Source organism: Providencia rettgeri (assembly GCF_023205015.1).
GTDB classification, from domain to species: domain Bacteria; phylum Pseudomonadota; class Gammaproteobacteria; order Enterobacterales; family Enterobacteriaceae; genus Providencia; species Providencia rettgeri_E.
The window spans coordinates 4,348,305-4,366,294 of sequence record NZ_CP096258.1 but is presented as its reverse complement, the minus strand read 5'-3'; the positions used below and the strand labels follow the sequence as shown (position 1 = coordinate 4,366,294).

At 38.7% G+C, this 17,990-nt stretch carries 18 protein-coding genes; 7 read left to right on the top strand and 11 right to left on the bottom strand.

Annotated features, from left to right (window positions below):
* The first annotated feature begins 7 nt into the window (after window positions 1-7).
* Entirely contained in the window at window positions 8-1,033 is a 1,026-nt protein-coding gene (gene tdh / locus M0M83_RS20070) for an L-threonine 3-dehydrogenase (RefSeq protein WP_125895026.1), read from the top strand.
* A gap of 59 nt (window positions 1,034-1,092) precedes the next feature.
* On the opposite strand, the gene M0M83_RS20065 is transcribed toward tdh, so the two are convergent.
* Both M0M83_RS20065 and envC read right to left on the bottom strand, forming a co-directional pair.
* Complete coding sequence (locus M0M83_RS20065; RefSeq protein ID WP_213913762.1) at window positions 1,093-2,157, bottom strand: divergent polysaccharide deacetylase family protein; 1,065 nt, start codon at window positions 2,155-2,157, stop codon at window positions 1,093-1,095.
* Between the two features lie 30 nt (window positions 2,158-2,187).
* Complete coding sequence (envC, locus tag M0M83_RS20060; protein ID WP_248467267.1) at window positions 2,188-3,477, bottom strand: murein hydrolase activator EnvC; 1,290 nt, start codon at window positions 3,475-3,477, stop codon at window positions 2,188-2,190.
* 433 nt (window positions 3,478-3,910) lie between these two features.
* Between envC and M0M83_RS20055 the strand changes: the two genes are divergently transcribed.
* The 6 genes from M0M83_RS20055 to M0M83_RS20030 all read left to right on the top strand — a co-directional run bounded on the left by M0M83_RS20055 (window position 3,911) and on the right by M0M83_RS20030 (window position 7,717).
* Window positions 3,911-4,348, top strand: a complete 438-nt coding sequence (locus M0M83_RS20055) for a rhodanese-like domain-containing protein (RefSeq protein WP_004265159.1) — start codon at window positions 3,911-3,913, stop codon at window positions 4,346-4,348.
* Window positions 4,349-4,599: 251 nt separating this feature from the next.
* Window positions 4,600-5,076 carry a protein-export chaperone SecB gene (gene secB / locus M0M83_RS20050; RefSeq protein ID WP_004906947.1) on the top strand — a complete coding sequence of 159 codons (477 nt, stop codon included), beginning with the start codon at window positions 4,600-4,602 and terminating at the stop codon, window positions 5,074-5,076.
* On the top strand, window positions 5,076-6,104 hold the full coding sequence (gene gpsA / locus M0M83_RS20045) for an NAD(P)H-dependent glycerol-3-phosphate dehydrogenase (RefSeq protein ID WP_248467266.1): 1,029 nt from the start codon (window positions 5,076-5,078) through the stop codon (window positions 6,102-6,104). The genes secB and gpsA overlap by 1 nt, the downstream gene beginning before the upstream one ends.
* Before the next feature lie 23 nt (window positions 6,105-6,127).
* Window positions 6,128-6,949 (top strand): serine O-acetyltransferase, encoded by an 822-nt coding sequence (gene cysE / locus M0M83_RS20040; protein ID WP_096863622.1) that lies wholly within the window; start codon window positions 6,128-6,130, stop codon window positions 6,947-6,949.
* A 97-nt stretch (window positions 6,950-7,046) separates the two neighbouring features.
* Window positions 7,047-7,346, top strand: a complete 300-nt coding sequence (locus M0M83_RS20035; RefSeq protein ID WP_047756787.1) for an AbrB/MazE/SpoVT family DNA-binding domain-containing protein — start codon at window positions 7,047-7,049, stop codon at window positions 7,344-7,346.
* Window positions 7,343-7,717, top strand: a complete 375-nt coding sequence (locus tag M0M83_RS20030) for a type II toxin-antitoxin system PemK/MazF family toxin (RefSeq protein WP_248467265.1) — start codon at window positions 7,343-7,345, stop codon at window positions 7,715-7,717. Before M0M83_RS20035 ends, M0M83_RS20030 begins: the two co-directional genes overlap by 4 nt.
* A gap of 29 nt (window positions 7,718-7,746) precedes the next feature.
* Here the strand turns inward: M0M83_RS20030 and trmL are convergent, their stop codons facing one another.
* The 9 genes from trmL to M0M83_RS21885 all read right to left on the bottom strand — a co-directional run bounded on the left by trmL (window position 7,747) and on the right by M0M83_RS21885 (window position 17,960).
* The gene (trmL, locus tag M0M83_RS20025) at window positions 7,747-8,250 is read right to left on the bottom strand and encodes a tRNA (uridine(34)/cytosine(34)/5-carboxymethylaminomethyluridine(34)-2'-O)-methyltransferase TrmL (RefSeq protein ID WP_125895018.1); all 504 of its coding nucleotides are present in this window, start codon (window positions 8,248-8,250) and stop codon (window positions 7,747-7,749) included.
* Window positions 8,251-8,409: 159 nt separating this feature from the next.
* Window positions 8,410-9,435: a UDP-glucose 4-epimerase GalE gene (gene galE, locus M0M83_RS20020; protein WP_248467264.1), complete on the bottom strand. Its 1,026-nt coding sequence runs from the start codon at window positions 9,433-9,435 to the stop codon at window positions 8,410-8,412.
* A gap of 17 nt (window positions 9,436-9,452) precedes the next feature.
* Window positions 9,453-11,531 (bottom strand): polysaccharide biosynthesis tyrosine autokinase, encoded by a 2,079-nt coding sequence (locus M0M83_RS20015; protein WP_248467262.1) that lies wholly within the window; start codon window positions 11,529-11,531, stop codon window positions 9,453-9,455.
* A gap of 35 nt (window positions 11,532-11,566) precedes the next feature.
* On the bottom strand, window positions 11,567-11,995 hold the full coding sequence (locus tag M0M83_RS20010) for a protein tyrosine phosphatase (protein WP_248467261.1): 429 nt from the start codon (window positions 11,993-11,995) through the stop codon (window positions 11,567-11,569).
* A gap of 5 nt (window positions 11,996-12,000) precedes the next feature.
* Window positions 12,001-13,146, bottom strand: coding sequence for a polysaccharide export protein (locus tag M0M83_RS20005; RefSeq protein ID WP_248467260.1), 1,146 nt, complete (start codon window positions 13,144-13,146; stop codon window positions 12,001-12,003).
* Window positions 13,147-13,248: 102 nt separating this feature from the next.
* On the bottom strand, window positions 13,249-14,064 hold the full coding sequence (locus M0M83_RS20000) for a glycosyltransferase (RefSeq protein WP_248467259.1): 816 nt from the start codon (window positions 14,062-14,064) through the stop codon (window positions 13,249-13,251).
* A gap of 41 nt (window positions 14,065-14,105) precedes the next feature.
* On the bottom strand, window positions 14,106-15,593 hold the full coding sequence (locus M0M83_RS19995) for a hypothetical protein (protein ID WP_248467258.1): 1,488 nt from the start codon (window positions 15,591-15,593) through the stop codon (window positions 14,106-14,108).
* Window positions 15,590-16,777 carry a hypothetical protein gene (locus M0M83_RS19990; RefSeq protein WP_248467257.1) on the bottom strand — a complete coding sequence of 396 codons (1,188 nt, stop codon included), beginning with the start codon at window positions 16,775-16,777 and terminating at the stop codon, window positions 15,590-15,592. Before M0M83_RS19990 ends, M0M83_RS19995 begins: the two co-directional genes overlap by 4 nt.
* Window positions 16,770-17,960, bottom strand: coding sequence for a hypothetical protein (locus M0M83_RS21885; protein WP_248467256.1), 1,191 nt, complete (start codon window positions 17,958-17,960; stop codon window positions 16,770-16,772). Before M0M83_RS21885 ends, M0M83_RS19990 begins: the two co-directional genes overlap by 8 nt.
* Window positions 17,961-17,990 lie beyond the last annotated feature (30 nt).

The window sequence follows — 17,990 nt, the reverse complement described above, 5'->3', positions numbered from 1 at the left end:
GTCTTTTATGAAAGCACTGTCCAAACTGAAAGCTGAACCGGGTATATGGATGACAGAAGTTCCGACACCGGAACTTGGGCACAATGATGTGATGATTAAAATTCGTAAAACTGCGATTTGTGGTACGGATGTACATATCTATAACTGGGATGAATGGTCGCAGAAAACCATTCCTGTCCCAATGGTTGTCGGTCATGAATATATAGGGGAAATTGTTGCGATTGGGCAGGAAGTCAAAGGCTTTAAAATTGGTGACCGAGTGTCAGGGGAAGGGCATATTACTTGTGGCCATTGTCGAAATTGTCGCGGCGGGCGTACCCATCTTTGCCGCAATACGATTGGAGTCGGGGTTAACCGAGAAGGGTGTTTTGCTGAATATTTGGTGATCCCCGCATTTAATGCTTTTAAAATTCCCGATAACATTCCTGATGAAATAGCGGCGATTTTTGACCCATTTGGTAACGCAGTTCATACGGCACTTTCCTTTGATTTAGTGGGGGAGGATGTGCTGGTTTCAGGGGCTGGCCCTATAGGCATCATGGCGGCTGCGGTATGCCGACATGTAGGTGCACGCCATGTTGTTATCACTGATGTGAATGATTATCGGCTTGAATTGGCGAAAAAAATGGGTGTTTCCCGTGCCGTGAATGTCAGTCGTGAAAATTTAAAAGATGTGATGAACGAACTGGGAATGAAAGAAGGTTTTGACGTGGCATTAGAAGTTTCTGGTGCACCGGCCGCTTTCCAGACCATGTTAGACACCATGAACCACGGAGGCAGAATTGCCCTATTAGGAATCCCCCCTGCTTCGATGGCAACAGATTGGAGCCAAGTAATATTCAAGGGGCTGTTTATTAAGGGAATTTACGGCCGTGAGATGTTTGAAACATGGTATAAAATGGCGACACTCATTCAATCTGGTTTGGATTTATCACCGATAATTACCCATCAATTCCCCATTGATGAGTTCCAAAAAGGCTTTGATATCATGCGGTCAGGCCAAGCGGGTAAAGTGATTTTAAACTGGGATTAAATTTTTATCATATCCATTCCCCTTCTTGGCTTTTGCGCTAAGAAGGGGAGCAGAATGGTTTACTGCTGTTGTTTGAAAAGCGGACGTTTTTGGGCTTTATCGCCCTGCACTAACAAAGGTTGTAAAGCCTTATCGTTATAAATCCCCTCGACAACAAACATAATAAAATCAATCCCCTGTAGCTTCGGAGAGGGTAATGTAAACTCACAGAGACCGAGCTCTTGCGGAATAATCACATTTTCTGGTTGGCTAGCCGCTTCGGGTTGCCCAACAGTAGCATCTTTGGTTGGTGGTGTTTTTATTTCATCTTGTACTGCTTGCTTGTTTTGAGGTTGTATCGGTGTTTTTTTCGCTTCTTCAGATAACATTCTTAATGATGTTGGCTGTTTCGTTGTAGGTTCAGGGCTCAGTAGAGCACTAACACCCACTAACTCGACATCAGCAGGGAGTTGGGCAAGGTATTTTTGTAATGCACGAACGGTAGATGGGTGCGGATGACCGATTGCAACCGCATTACCGTGCTTGCGTGCATAAGTCACAGCCTTATTCAACTGAGTGCGGGTTTCTTCTTCCGATTGGTGGTTATCAATAAAAATATGGCGACGTAACGTGGGAACACCGTATTCTTTGGCGGCATTACCTGCTTGGGTATTGCCAATAGTCACACTATCAAGGAAAAATAAGTTTGACTTTGACAGGCTCTGCATCACATTACGCATTCCTGCTAAGTTAGAGGTCATCTCACTTCCCATGTGGTTATTCATGCCTTTTGCATGAGGAACTCGGCTTATTGCATTTTTAATAATGCGGTCAATTTCCTCTGCACTCATTGATGGAGCCAATGTGTCTTTCTCTAACGGTTGCTTGCTCAATGGTTTCATGGGCATGTGGATAAGAATATCACGCCCTTGTTGATGGGCTTTTTCTGCGACTTCACGGCCATGGGGAGAGCTCGGTAAAATTGCAATAGTTACCGCAGGGGATAACGCTAAAATTTGGTTATCTTCTTTAACGCGATAACCAAAATCATCAATTACAATCGCCAATTTTGCCGCACTCACCGGTAGACACATCATTAATAATGACAAAACAATGAGTGGTCGAACGGGTAAGTGCTTCAGCATAACGTTATCCTAATTAATTGAATTTAAAATTTATCGCCCTAACCATGGACGAGGGTTTACGGTTTTACCTTGTCTGCGAATTTCAAAATAGAGTGCTGGGCGTTCTTGGCCGCCACTGCTACCTACTAAGGCGATAGGTTGACCCGCTCTAACCTCTTGGCCGACATTCACTAAGGCGCTCTGGTTATAGCCATAAAGGCTCATATCCCCCTTACCATGTTCGACGACAACGACGAGCCCATAGCCTTGTAACCAGTCGGCCAATAGCACGCGTCCATCAGCGATGGCTTTGACTTGTGTGCCTTCGTTAGCGGCGATAACCATGCCTTTCCAACGCAGTTCGCTGGAAATGACATCACCATAGTTGTGGAGTAATGCGCCACGAACAGGCCAAATAGCTTGCCCTGCCGGGCGTCCTAGACCACCAGTACGAGACATCAGTGAGCGTTCACTCTCTGACGGCTTATAGGTTGAGCCTTTCTGTTTGGCTTGCCGTTCTTTTTCTGCTACTTGCACGCGAATGCGTGCCGCTTCTTTGGCTTCTCGCTCCGCTCGGGCTTTGGCTTCACGTTCAGCGCGGGCAATCTTATCACGCAATCTCGCTTCGTTTTGTTTTAGAACCGCAAGATTTTTTTGGTCTTCTTTTAATGTACTCTCAAGGGCATTCAAGGTTTTTTGCCGTGAAGCGCGTGCGTTATCCAACTTACGCTTTTCTTGTTGTTGGCGAGCCAGCGTTGTTTTTTGTTCGGCTTGTTTTTTTTGTTCCAGTTGTTTTTGTTCTTGCAGCTCTTGAGTAGTTTCCTCTAGAGCGACAATGTTTTTTTCACGTGCTTGATTTAAATAGCTGTAATAGGCCAAAATACGCTCTTCGCGTTGGCCTTCTTCACCTTTGAACATTAGGGTTAACCCTTGGTGTTTACCTAACCGGAAAGCCGCGTCTAGTTGGTCAGCTAATAATTTCTCTTGTTGTTGTTTTTTGGTTTGTAGCTGCTTGATATTGCTACTTAAGGAAATAATTTCTTTATCTAATTGTTTTAGCTGATTTTGAGTTTCATGCAAGCTGCGCCCTGCGGCGGAAATGCTTTGCTCTTGTTGTTTAAGTTGCTCAAGCAGTGCTGAGCGCTTGGCTTGTTGTTCTTTTACACTTTTCTCTTTCTCAGCGATACTTTTGAGTAAATCATGTAACTGGCCTTTATTTGCGGTGATCTGGTTGGCAAACACAGCTTGTGTTGGGGCGAGAACAAGCAGCCCTAACCCAAAGAGAGCGCTAATAGCCTGACGAATAAATGAAATTTTCATTCGATGATGTGTATTGCCCATCGTGATAAATCACCTCAATTAAATGCAATAACTGATTATTTCATCTGCAAGTGATGGTTTCCAGCACTGTCTAACAAATAGTATTGAAAACATTTATAAATTCGGATTTTTGCCCTGAATTAGAACTATATTAAGTCAAATAACACAGTTTTATTATCACTGATTTATTTTGTATAGCCAGTTTTCAATACTTTTTTCTTATTCATTGCCTATTTGAAGCACAGCTTAGACCTGTTTCGCACGTTTATGTTAAAATATTTGCGTACAGCTTCGAAACAGAAAAGTTATTTTTCAGTGAACTGTGTTAATTTTGCGGGCCTTACCGCAAAAAAAACAAGCGAGTTTGCGGGAATTGGCTGTAATTAGCTCAACACAAAGGTATACTCAGAACCCTTTGATATTCGTTTTTAACTAACGGGAGTGATTGCCCCCCATGATCCAAGAAATCATGCAATTTGTAAGCCGGAACATGTTATTGAGTCTGGTTTGGATAGCGCTATTAGTCGCTGTCGTTGTTATGACCTTTAAAGGCCTTTTCTCTAAAACGAAAGTGATTGCTCGTTCACAAGCGATTACACTGATTAATAAGGAAGAGGCGGTTGTTGTCGATTTACGTTCTCGTGACGATTTCCGTAAAGGGCACATTATTGATTCTATAAACTTAACACCGTCTGAAATTAAAGAGAATAATTTAGGTGAATTAGAAAAACACAAACAGAAACCAGTAATTATCGTTTCTGCAAGTGGTATGGAATCAGGTAAACCGGCGGAACAGCTGGCACAACACGGTTTTGAAAAAGTCTTTGTCCTGAAGGAAGGGATCTCTGGCTGGGCAGGTGAAAACCTTCCTTTAGCTCGTGGTAAGAAGTAATTATCTGGTATCGAGTTGCTTCCCAAGTTATATATGTAACAAGTAATTTGGGGAGCGCAACGCAGCGAACACCCCAGTAGCTCAGAATAACAGGGTTTCCCTTAAATTATTTGGGCTACAGGTAGGCAGCAAGTGAAGATATCCAAGGAGCATACATCAGTATGTGACTTGGGTAGCGCAACGCAGCGAACACCCCTGTAGCTCAAAGAATAACAGGGAAAATTCATATGGAAGTTAAAGGTACATAAACTATGTCAGAACAAAACAACTCAGAAATGGTCTTTCAAATTCAACGCATTTATGCAAAAGACGTTTCATTTGAAGCACCTAACGCACCACACATCTTTCAACACGAGTGGCAACCAGAAATCAAATTAGATTTAGATACTTCTTCAACTCAGCTGTCTGAAGGTGTTTATGAGGTTGTTTTACGTGTTACAACAACGGCAACTTTAGGTGAAGAAACGGCTTTCTTGTGTGAAGTGCAGCAGGCGGGTGTTTTCTCTATCGAAGGCATTGAAGGTACTCAAATGGCACATTGCTTAGGTGCATACTGCCCGAACATCCTGTTCCCATATGCACGTGAAGCGATCACAAGCTTAGTGGGCCGTGGTACATTCCCACAATTGAACTTAGCGCCAGTTAACTTTGATGCACTGTTCATGAACTATTTACAGCAGCAACAAGGTGAACAAGCGCAGAACTCAGAAGCTCAACAGGACGCTTAATGAATACTGCTTCAATGACAGTGATCGGTGCCGGCTCGTACGGCACCGCTTTAGCCATTACGCTTGCACGTAATGCACATCAGGTTGTGCTATGGGGCCATGACCCAAAACACATTCATCAATTAGAACAAGAACGCAGCAATCAGGCGTTTTTGCCTGGCGTTTCTTTCCCTGATAGTTTATCTCTCGAAACGGACTTAAAACGCGCCGTTGAGGCGAGCCCCAATATCTTGATTGTCGTACCTAGCCATGTTTTTGGTGATGTACTAAAACAGATCCAACCATACTTACGCGCAGACTCCCGTATTATTTGGGCGACTAAAGGTTTAGAACGGGATACAGGTCGTTTGTTGCAAGAAGTGGCACGTGAGGTATTAGGCAATGAAATTCCGCTGGCTGTGTTGTCTGGTCCGACATTTGCGAAAGAGTTAGCTGCGGGTTTACCGACAGCAATTTCCGTGGCGGCAAGCGATAGCCAATTTGGTGATGATTTACAAAAATTATTCCATTGCGGCAAAAGTTTCCGTGTCTATAAGAACCCCGATATGGTAGGGGTGCAACTGGGCGGAGCAGTAAAAAATGTCATCGCAATTGGCGCAGGGATCTCCGATGGTATGGGGTTTGGTGCAAACGCACGTACCGCATTGATTACGCGTGGTTTAGCGGAAATGAGCCGTTTAGGTGCAGCTTTAGGAGCAGACCCTGCAACTTTTATGGGGATGGCGGGTTTAGGTGACCTTGTGTTAACGTGTACCGATAACCAATCCCGTAACCGGCGATTTGGCATGATGCTAGGCGATGGCATTAGCGTTGAAGATGCAGAAAAAGAGATTGGCCAAGTGGTTGAAGGCTATCGAAATACCAAAGAAGTCCGCGCACTGGCTGAGCGGGCTGGTGTTGAAATGCCAATTACTGAGCAAATTTATCAAATCCTCTATCGCCATAAAAATGTGTTAGAGGCAGCGCAAGCCCTATTAGGGCGTGCGACGAAAGATGAAATTGCCGATATGCCAAAGCTGCATGATTAATAAAAATAGATAGGTGAGTGATTATGTCGCGTGAAGAACTGGATAGAATTTGGGGTTTCATTAAAGATGAAGCGAAGTCTCTTGCGGACTGCGAACCACTCCTCGCCAGTTTTTTTAACGCGACATTGTTAAAGCATGACAATTTAGGCAGTGCGCTCAGCTATATGCTAGCGAATAAACTGAGTTCACCGATTATGCCTGCTCTTGAAGTGCGCGAAATTGTGGAAGCCGCTTATCGCAATGACGAAAGTATGATTTTCTCTGCGGCAATGGACTTAGCAGCCGTTCGCTTACGTGACCCTGCCGTTGATAAATATTCCACGCCACTATTGTACTTAAAAGGTTTTCACGCCTTGCAAGCCTATCGCATCGGTAATTGGTTGTGGAAAGAAGGCCGCCAAGCGCTGGCGGTTTACCTACAAAATCAAATCTCCGTTTCATTTGGTGTCGACATCCACCCAGCGGCCCGTATTGGTTGTGGCATCATGCTTGACCACGCAACTGGTATTGTGATTGGGGAAACCGCAATTGTCGAAAATGATGTCTCAATTTTGCAATCCGTCACACTCGGTGGTACCGGGAAAACCTGTGGCGACCGCCATCCTAAAGTAAGAGAAGGGGTGATGATTGGCGCAGGGGCAAAAATCTTAGGCAATATTGAAATTGGCCGTGGCGCAAAAATTGGCGCAGGTTCTGTTGTACTTCACCCCGTTCCACCGCATACCACAGTAGCAGGGGTTCCAGCACGCATTGTCGGTAAACCAACCAGCGATAAACCGTCCTTAGAAATGGATCAAAACTTTAATGGTACTATTTGGGGTTTTGAAGATGGGGATGGGATTTGAGTTGTGAGGGTTCTAGTTCGATCGTTTTCATTTTTGATTTCCCCTATCTGTATATAAATTGACCGAAATTTTGCTTTAACCTCAATGAGGTTATACAATGTTTATACATTTAGAAACTAATATACTCAAAAATAAGTATGGGGTAAGAGAAATGAGCGTTGCTATAAAAAAATGGGGAAATAGCCAAGGCATTGTTATCCCATCAGCTATCTTAAAACAATTAGGTATTGAGGTTGGCCAACGTCTTGATATTTCTGTTAATAACGGTAATCTGGTTCTTTCTCCCAAAAAGAAGATAAGGATGTTTTCTGAAGCTTATTTGCTTGACAATATGAATGAATATAATAGTCATTCAGATGAACTTGCTCAAATTAATGATATGGAAATTGGTGAATGAGTAAAGGTTACATACCAAGGCGAAATGATATTATTTGGTTAGATTTTGACCCAACGAAAGGAAAAGAAATAGGAAAAGAAATAGGAAAATATCGGCTTGCACTCGTTTTATCCAGTGTGGAATATAATAAAAAATCAGGCTTGGTAATTTGTTGTCCTATTAGCACAAGCATTAGAGAGCACATAACAGAAGTAAGGATAAATAATCTTGATACTCCGTGTGTTGCTGCGGCAAACCTTATTCAAACACTATCTTGGAAAGATAGAAGTATGAAGTTTGGGGTAGTTGCTGATGAGGGGGTTCTTGATGGTGTACTCGCAAGGTTGATCCCATTAATTGGTGGAGAGCATTTTTTTATTGATTCAAACTAAAGGAACTCAAACTGAGCTCCTTTTATAGTCTAGTCCTTTAGCAGCGCCCCTGCATACCCCAACTGCCTCCATGCTTCAAACACAACCACTGCCACAGAGTTGGATAAATTCATACTGCGGCTATCTGCCAACATCGGAATACGAATTTTTTGCTCTATTGGCATGTTATCTAGCACATAAGGCGGCAGCCCTCGGGTTTCAGGACCAAACATCAAATAATCATTTTCTTGATAGCTAACATTACTATGACTTGGCTTACCTTTAGTCGTTAAGGCAAACACACGGGCACCGCTTTCAGATTGGTTATTATCAGGGTTCAGCCCTTCACTTTTTAAAAAAGCAAAATAATCATGATGGTGTTTGATATCGGCAAATTCGCTATAGTCTAACCCTGCACGGCGTAGGCGTTTATCATCCCATGTAAACCCAAGCGGGTGAATAAGATGTAAATCAAAGCCAGTATTGGCACAAAGGCGAATGATATTGCCAGTATTTGGCGGTATTTCTGGTTCGAATAAAACAATGTGTGGCATAACGTTAAGTTGATATTTGTGATAATAAATGATGGGAAGAGTTTACGCGCAAATGGCTTTGTTTTCATGTGGAACTTTTATATGTGTCATAAAATTTATTTGCCCCCTAAAAACAAAAAACGAGCCATACAGGCTCGTTTGTGAAATAACTCGTTGAGGTTAGCTGTTATAACCATTAGGGTTCATGGACTGCCAACGCCAGCTATCATTCACCATATCTTGAATAGAATACCGCGCTTTCCAACCTAGGTCTTTGAATGCTTTGTCTGGGCTAGACCAGCATTCCGCAATATCACCGGGGCGCCTTGCTACAATCTCATATTTAATTGGCTTACCTGCCGCTTTTTCAAAAGCGGTAATAATTTCCAGTACACTTGTGCCAGTTCCTGTACCAAGATTGTAAACATGTAAACCTGCTTGCTGGCTAACTTTATTCAGCGCGGCAATATGGCCATCAGCCAAATCCATTACGTGAATATAGTCACGCACACCAGTACCATCCGGTGTTGGGTAATCATTACCAAATACCATCACTTGTGGGCGGCGGCCTACAGCGACTTGGGAAACAAACGGTGCCAAGTTATTTGGAATACCTTGCGGGTCTTCACCCATAGTGCCCGATGGGTGTGCACCAACAGGGTTAAAGTAACGTAGTAATGTCAGTGACCAGTCATCTTCCGCAATATATAAATCTGAAAGGATACGTTCAACCATATACTTACTGGTTCCGTATGGGTTGGTAGTCCCACCGACTTTGGAGTTTTCTGTTAATGGTACCTCTTCAGGGTCACCATATACGGTCGCTGAAGAACTAAAAATCAGGCTCTTAACACCCGCTTTTTTCATGCTTTCGACTAATACCAATGTGCCATTGACATTAACATCATAGTATTCAATCGGTTTTTCAACTGACTCACCAACGGCTTTTAAGCCAGCAAAGTGGATCACTGACTGGATTTGATGATTAGCAAAAATAGACGCTAAAATTTGCCCATCACGCACATCACCTTGGTAAAAAACTGGCTTAACACCTGTGATAGCTTCAATACGGTTAAGCACTTCAAGGTTGGCATTATGCAAGTTATCTAAAATAACTGGCTGCATCCCTTGCTGGATCATCTGCACACAGGTGTGGCTACCAATGTAGCCAAGGCCACCAGTGACAAGAACTTGTTGATTATGCATCGCAATATTCCTGAGTTTTAATATTCGTAATGGTAGTTATAGTCGTCAGACCTTGCATCGATACCATTTAGGATCACACCCGTAATGTCGATATCATTTTGCTTAAAGCGTTTTAGTGATAAATCAACATCTTTTACGGTATTCACACCATAGAAAGCAATTAACAATGAAGTACCGACATATTTACCAATAATCGCGGAGTCAGTAATCGCTAAAATTGGTGCGGTATCGATCACCACAATGTCGTATTGGTTTTTGACTTTATCCAGTAACTGCTTAAAGCGCTCACCCATTAATAACTCAGAAGAGTGAGTGACGTTTTTACCGCGGCAAATCACATCAAGATTTTCAATCACGTTCGCATGAATGGTCGGTGATTCTAAGCTTTGCTGTGATAAGTAGTCAGATAAGCCCGCTTTATTGTTTAACCCAAAGGCTTTGTGCAAACGGCCTTTACGCAAGTCGGTATCGATTAACAACACTTTCTTACCTGCGTTAGCCAGTACCACCGCCATATTGTAGGTCACAAAGCTTTTCCCAACACCCGGTGACGCACTGGTGACCATCACCAGGTTGTTACCTTGGTTCATCACCGAGAAGTACACACTGGTACGCAGTGAGCGGATGGCTTCCACGGCGGTATCCGCTGGATTTTCTATCGCTAATGGGCTCTTATTGCCGGCTTCAATGAGTTTTTTCTCATAAGAAGAGAAAGGGATAGTGGCATACACATTGACACCCAATGCATCGATATCTTCCGTGCTTTTAATTTTATTATTAAAGAACTCGCGGGCAATCACATATGCGCAGCCGATAATAAAGCCAAGGATAGTGGCAAGAACAACAATCAGTGATTTTTTTGGCGCCACCGCGTTTGGTTGTGATTCTGCGGAGTCAATAATACGTACATCCGCCGTAATACCGGAATTCAATACGCTAAGTTCCTGCTGCTTAGCCACTAATTGAGCGTAAATCGCTTGTTCAGCTTCAACATCACGGGTTAAACGGACGATTTCTTGTTGGGTATTTGGTAATTTTTGAATGTTTTTGCTGATTTTTTCTTTCTCACGTAACAGTTGTTGGCGTTTATCTAATAGGGACTGATAAGCCGGGTGGTTACGAGTATATAGCTGCTGAATCTCGACCTCTTTAAAGGTCAGTTCATTAAGTTTTTCTTCGACTTGTAATGCACTGTCGAGAGCGGCTTTAGCTTCTAAAGAGAGGTCAATGGATTCATTCTTTTTGCGAAAGGCATTGAGCTGGTTTTCGTAGTTATCTAATTTCTTTTTAATAGTCGGTAAGTAGCCATCTAAGAATACGAGCGTATTGTTTGTGACTTCTTTTTTACGTTCGGTATTTTGGTCAACATAGTTTTGGATAACACTGTTAAGAATTTTAACATTCTCAGCTTGATCCGCCCCTTTAATGGCTAAGCTGATAATACCGGTACCTTTGCCAACTTCCGCGATGGTTAGGGTATTGCGTAAGTCTTCAATGGTGGAATAACGGGCATTTTTGATTAACGAAAACTCTTCGCCAGTTTCAGCCGCAAAACTGGAAATTAATAAGTTAATTTCACCTTGTTTGAGCGCTTCACCCACTTTGCCTTGCAAAACTTGGCCATCTACATTGAGGGAATAATTGTTATCCCCTAAATACGTCAGGGTCAATGGCTGGCCAATTAAGTTTTCAGGTAACTGAAATAGGGCAATATGAACGGGAGCCACTTCACCCAGTAATTTACTGACAAAGCCTTCAGGGGCTGCTTGAGTGTCTAGGTTCAGGTCTGCAACGGTTTTGCCTAACACCATGCGGGACTTGATGACTTCAATTTCAGAGTCGACTTGGTTATTGCTGTTACCAAATGGCATGACATCACTCATTTGGTCAAGTAATGAAACCTGACCTAATTTGTCATACTGTAAGGTCGCATTGGCTTGGTAAATTGGTGTTGCCAATAGACTATATGACACCGCAACAGCGGCAAAAAATACGGTAAAAAACCCAATTTTAATGGTATTGGATTTCAAAACTTTAAACAGAGCGAGCAGATCGATTTCATCTGAGGCAGGGGAGCTATTTTTTGTTGTGTTCATAATAGGTTAAATGTTAAGTCATCCAATAAATTAAATTAAATTTTGCCTTGCCAAGTCATCGAGGCTTTTTTCATCAACTGGTAAACATGTTCAAACATTTCATCGCTGCGTTTGTGCGGATCAGGGATTTCGGTTTTATTGATCCATTGCCCAAATAACATCACTTTGCCGCGAGTTTCAGGAAACTGTTGGTGGATTTTAGCAATATGTTCGTTTTCCATCACTAGGATTAAGTCTGCTTTATTACATAATTCGCTAGTTAAGCGACGTGATTGATGGTTTTCAAGGGAAAGGTTATGTTGCTCGGCAATCCGAATGGCACTGTCATAAGCTGGCATGTCATTTTTGGCGATAATGCCCGCAGAATGAACCGTTTTTTTGGGAAAATAGTGTTGCAATAAACGCTCCCCCGTAGGAGAGCGACAGATATTTCCCATACAAACAACGAGAATATTATTAAACATATCGATTACCAGTCGTGAATACGCTTGGTACCTTCGGTTAATTGATTATATGAAGCGATAGTTGGTAATAACTGAGTGATTAGACGGTTCCAACGTACCACAGGTGCTGCGGTAACATACACTAAGTCATAAGGCTGTAGTTTAAATTCAGTACCCATCACGAGTGAGGTGGCATCCGATAAGTCTAACTGATAGACCGCCGCCATTTTTTTCGGTAACAGAGCTTCCAGTTCTTTATCTGCTGCTGGCTGGTTTTTAATTGGCCGGATAACGAATACACCCGTTGCATTAGCCGTTGTTTGGTCTATCCCGCTTGCTTTGCTTAGGGCCTCAGTAATACTCATACCTGCACGGTCAATGGTAAGAGTAGTTGGTTGGCCGACTTCACCCATCACAAATACTTTCTGGCTATCATTACGTGGTACATACAGTACGTCACCCGGCAGCATCAGGTAGTTTTGGGTTAAATCCCCATACTGAACTAAATCTTGTAATGACACTTTGATTTCTTTGCCATTACGGGTAAGCACCACATTATCCCAATCGGCTTTTTCGGTTAAGCCACCGGCATTATTAAAAGCTTCTAAGATAGTCAGTGGAACGTTAGTGATAGGCAATGTACCCGGTTTTGCCACTTCACCCGACACATACATTTTTTGTGAGCGGAAGGCGGCAATACTGACATCCACTTGTGGGGATTCAATATAGGTGGCTAAGCGGTTGCTGATTAAGGTACGGATTTCAGTAACGGTTTTACCGATCACTTTGACTTTACCAATATATGGGTAGTAGATGGTGCCATCGGAATGTACCCAGTTACCGGAGTCTTGCGCACTACGGTATGAACCCGCAGGGATGGTCAGTTCAGGGTGGTCCCAAACTGTAATGGTTAATACATCACCAGCACCCACGCGATATTCATAGTGAGTCAGTTGCTTTTCTAACTGCGCATTGGGTTTGGCAATGGTGGGTGCGGTGTACATATCATCCAACAATTTTGGCGAAATTGGGTAGATATCAACTAATTTAGTAATATCACGGTCACCAGTATCAACCACATTTTTGCCTGAGGTTGATATATAGGCGCCGGGGGTGACGGTGCAGCCCGTTAAAACCGTTAGAGCTAGAATAGTTAAAGGAATAAGTTTCATAATACAATATATTCTACGATTAGTTTAAGGGAATATAACTCATGTTGAACCAACTGTTATTGCTAATAATATGTGAGAGTTAAAATCTAGTCTTTTGGCTTGTTATACTCTAAGTTGGCTATAAATTTTGGCTAATAGATACGAAGGTAATAACCTGGCAGTACTACGAATTATAAATATAGAATACGCAGAAAATTGGTTGTCAATATTATACTTTATTTTCAACTTTGCTAATTTAAATTCACTTTTAATATAGATAATTCCCTTTCTACGTTTGATCATAGATGTTCCAGAGCGAACATTAACTAATGTTTCATTTATATTGGCAGCGTTACATCCAGATGAAATCATTCTGATCCATAAATTATAGTCTTCCATATATAAGTGGTGTTGATATCCTCCAACAGCTATAACAGCATTTTTTTTGAAAGCAACAGAGACATGATTGAAAGGACTTCTACTTTTAATTAGCTTTTTTATATCATATAAAGAATCAGGTAACTGTCGACAACCAAGCGACAGCGTCATAGACTCATCAAATTCTTCTATACTTGTACTTAGTAAAGATATAGTAGGATTTTCAAGTATAAAGTTTACTTGTTTTTCAAACCTACATGGTAAACTAATATCATCGGTATCCATTCTAAAAATCCAATCATAAGTACAATATTCTATACCTATATTTAATGCTTTCCCTAATCCGACATTATTAGGGAGAGAAACCACTTTCAGAATGTGGCTCAGTTTTTTTTCCCAGTTATTAATTGAATAGTATAAATTATTAGTTAAAGGGCCATCTAGTACCAATACGATTTCTGTCGGTTTTAAGCTTTGATTGTCATATATACTTCTCATTGCTTCATCGAAGTAATTAGGATTTTCATTTTTATAGACGGAAAGAAGAACAGAAAAAAACATTGTATCTCCAGTTGGATTTTAAAAACTGAAACTAAGAATAATTAAAGAAAACTAAAGTATTTTGAAATTTTAGCTTTTAATTTTCTATATTGAATTTTATTTTTTGATATTAATTGAATGTGAAACTTATAAATTAAATATGATAATTTATAAAAAAAAGAAGGTTCTACAGATTTGTTGTTGACTAAAGCTCCATATTTATAACTGCCTGAATAATATTTCAATTTTTCACCATATTCAAGTAAATATAAAGCTATGGGATATGTGTTTTCTTTAGGTTTAGGTGTGAGAGTATCTTTGCACATATTGAAGAAGGTATTTTTATCTTTTGGTATGTATGCAATATCGAATTCATCCCATATTGCATGATTTAATAAGATAGATGTTTTACCGTGAAAAGTTGCTTCTACACCTATGCTTGAACCAAAAGTAACTATAGCATCAGAAGAATCTAAGAGTAAATATGAACTCACTGATGATTCTGGTTCGATTACTGATAAATTACTATATTTATTTTTCAAAGATAAAAGTTCTTTAACATCATCAGAATTCACGCCTTCTAAATTTGGGTGTATTCTAAGAAAAAAGTGAATATTGGCTTGACATGTATTTTTGATAGTTTCTTCAATAGCTATTGCTTGACTAGGAAATAAGCCAATAGCATATTCATTACCGATACCAATCAATTCATCTGGTGAACTATTAAAAAAAGAAATGATTTTTTTATTTTTAGGTATTCTTAAGTTAAATTGTTTATGATCTTGTTTATCGGTATAAACTAAGTCAGTTTTATTAATACCAGTTCTTTTATTGTGATAAAATGAATTGGCTTTTTTAATTGCAGATTCTGATTCTAAGTTATTATAGTATTCAGTTGCCTTCTTAAAGTAGGCTGATGAATCATGTGGTAAAACATTCTTAAATATATTAACTTTATCACCAGTTCCACAAATTTCATATACATAGCATGGTATAGATAGGACATTACATAGCCTTAATAAAGGTCGGGTTGAAACCAATCGGCCATTGAATATTATAACTTTATCTGGTTTTATATTATCTAATAAGGAATTTGAAATATCGTAGTAGGAGTATGCAGATTTGAGAATTTTTTTTGTGATTTCTCTTTGCTTGGAGTTATACTTCTCAACTTTATATTCTCTGAAATCATTCACAACAGTAGAAAGAGTAGCATAGCCTAAATCAATATCATCAATTTTTATATTAGTCAAAGATGAAAAATTATAAAAATTGGGATAGTCATAGTCTTTTATACTTGTTTCATAGCTAGATGCTTCTAATTCAAAATAATCATTAGACTTAAACTGAAGATTTTTTTCGATTAGCCTCCTTTTTTTTTGACAATAAGCACACACTGCTTTATTACCAGTTAAATTATATGAGCAGCCATTAAAAAAACCATTACAAACGAAATGATATAATTCACCATCTTCTTCAGTTAGTTCTTTTAAAACACTTAGTAGGAGAGGACTTATGATCCCATCAGGATTGTAAACAAGAGTTTTCAACGAGTTATTCCTTGTTGATTATTTAAATAAAATGGCACTAGTAATATGAAATAATATTGGAACCCAACCACAAATCCATATATGGCTGGTGTAAAAAGGCCTACGCTTAAAATTGATAATTGTAATAAACCCCATCGATAGTCTTTCTTAAAAGATAATTTTAGTGAGATATAGATTATTATGATGAAGAGCAACGTTATAATTAATCCTGCTTCTGAAAATAATTGTATTATGAAACTTTCTACAGAAAGAACTGATTCATCATTTCCTGATAACAATTGAAACCCCCTAGAGTAATACCCAACTCCTTTACCAAATAAAAAGTTAGATATATTATCCATTTCTTTTAAGCCATTAATCCAGTGCTCATAAGCGGAGTATTCTGAAATGTTAAAAATTGTCGAAAAGCCTTCAACGATCCTTTCTGTAAATGTTGACATGAATAAAATCAACAAGATTGGAATGGAAACGATAATAACTTTTATATTCTTTTTAAGAATCATCTCAAGAAAGAAAAATATACATAATGGAAGGTAAAAAGCTTTACTTATAGTTAAAATCCCACCTAAAAGGCATATTATAAACGATAGACTGTTTTTATTTTTATTTTCAAATGGATTGAAACGTAAACAAAGAATACAAGCAATACTCAATGTTAATGAAAGGGATTGAGGTGATGATATGAAAGATATCGCTCTTACTTGTATATTTCCTGTTTTCATTAGCTCTATATTAGTGTAAACACTATTATTAATTAGGCCAAATATATCAATTGATATAAAAACTTGTATAAAAGCTCCAGCTGAGTTAATTAAAGATATTATAACAAATAGTCTAATTATTTTTTTAATAAATTTGTTTTTATCTTTAAAAATATAAAATGCGGATACAAAAAAAGATAATGCGGATGCTAAATTGAAGAAACCTATAATAGGTTGTAAAAATGAATCATTTTTCAATATACTAGCTATAGTTAAAATAAAAAGAATGAAAACATAGGCGTGAATTATTTTATATTTATCTTTAATAAAACTTAAGATAAAGTATGGTAAAAATATTGAGGTTAATATGATTATTACATTGGCTAACCATGATCCGACAATGGTTGTGACTGAGTTTCGGAATAATATTAACGTTATAATGCTTGAGATAATATACCAAAAAAAAATATCTTTTTTAATCATAGTACCACTCGATAGATTTACATGCAGAGCGTTTTAATAAAAATTGGCTAGAAAAAAAAACTAGCAAAAATATTGAAATTAAATTAATAGTATCAACATGAACAAATAATAAGATAGAACTGAAACAAGAGATTAATAGTGAGTATATATATGTTTTAAGTATGGCGCTATCACTTTTAGTTGAGTAAAGGATATATTGATAATATATGCTAATATTATTGAATATAAAGGCTAGTAGTAAAATAAAATAACAGTAATAATACTTTTCTATATTTTTGTTTTCTATGAAATATAACGAAATATACATAGCTACAGTCGTTATAATAGAAAAAAGTATAGTCATTAATAACATGTTTATTTTGAATTTCCGTGCTAAATCTTTAGCTTTGCTATAATTTAAATTATTCACTTCTTCTATTATTTTTGGATAGTAGAAGACAGAGACTAGTGGTCCTGAAACTAGAAGTAAAATATTTGTAAAGTTAGAATAGAATGCATATGCACTTAATTGTTCTGAACCGGAGAATTTATCTATTATCAGTTTGTCAAAAAATAGAACACCTCTAGAGATAAGTGATACAAGAATAAAATTCTTAGCAATAAAAAAGGCTTTTTTGATCCAGTTAATAGATATAAAAGTTGAAGGAATTCTAAAGTTAATATTATCCGATTCTTTTATAAAGTATAAGGCAAGCAATAAAGTGATGATATCAAATAGAAGCCAATATAAAATTAGTGATTTTATATCAATAGATTTTGATGTATAGGAGTATATTATAAAAATATATATCCAAGCAGATGTCCTAAAAAAAAACACAATACTTGCTTTTATTGCTTTCTGTATTGAGACGAGTATTCTATCACATTCAGTTAATATATGCTCCATTGCAAGTAGCACGAAAAATAATTGAATGTATTCAGTAGGGATTAAATTAAGGGAGTATATTAAAAATATAGAAATAGAATAGGTTATAATAAAAACTGGTACTGTATTTATAATCTGTTCTACTAAGTTACCTCGTTCAATAAGTTCTCTATTGGTAAATGTATATAACTCTAGTCCAATAAAAAATACTGAAAATGAAATGGTTGCATTAACCAATGTATAGACTGCTAAGTCATTTTCTGAACCATATTTAGATAAATAAATAACAAGTATAAATTTACCTAAGACTGTAATCATTCGCAATATAAGTTGAATTAGCCTGTTCTT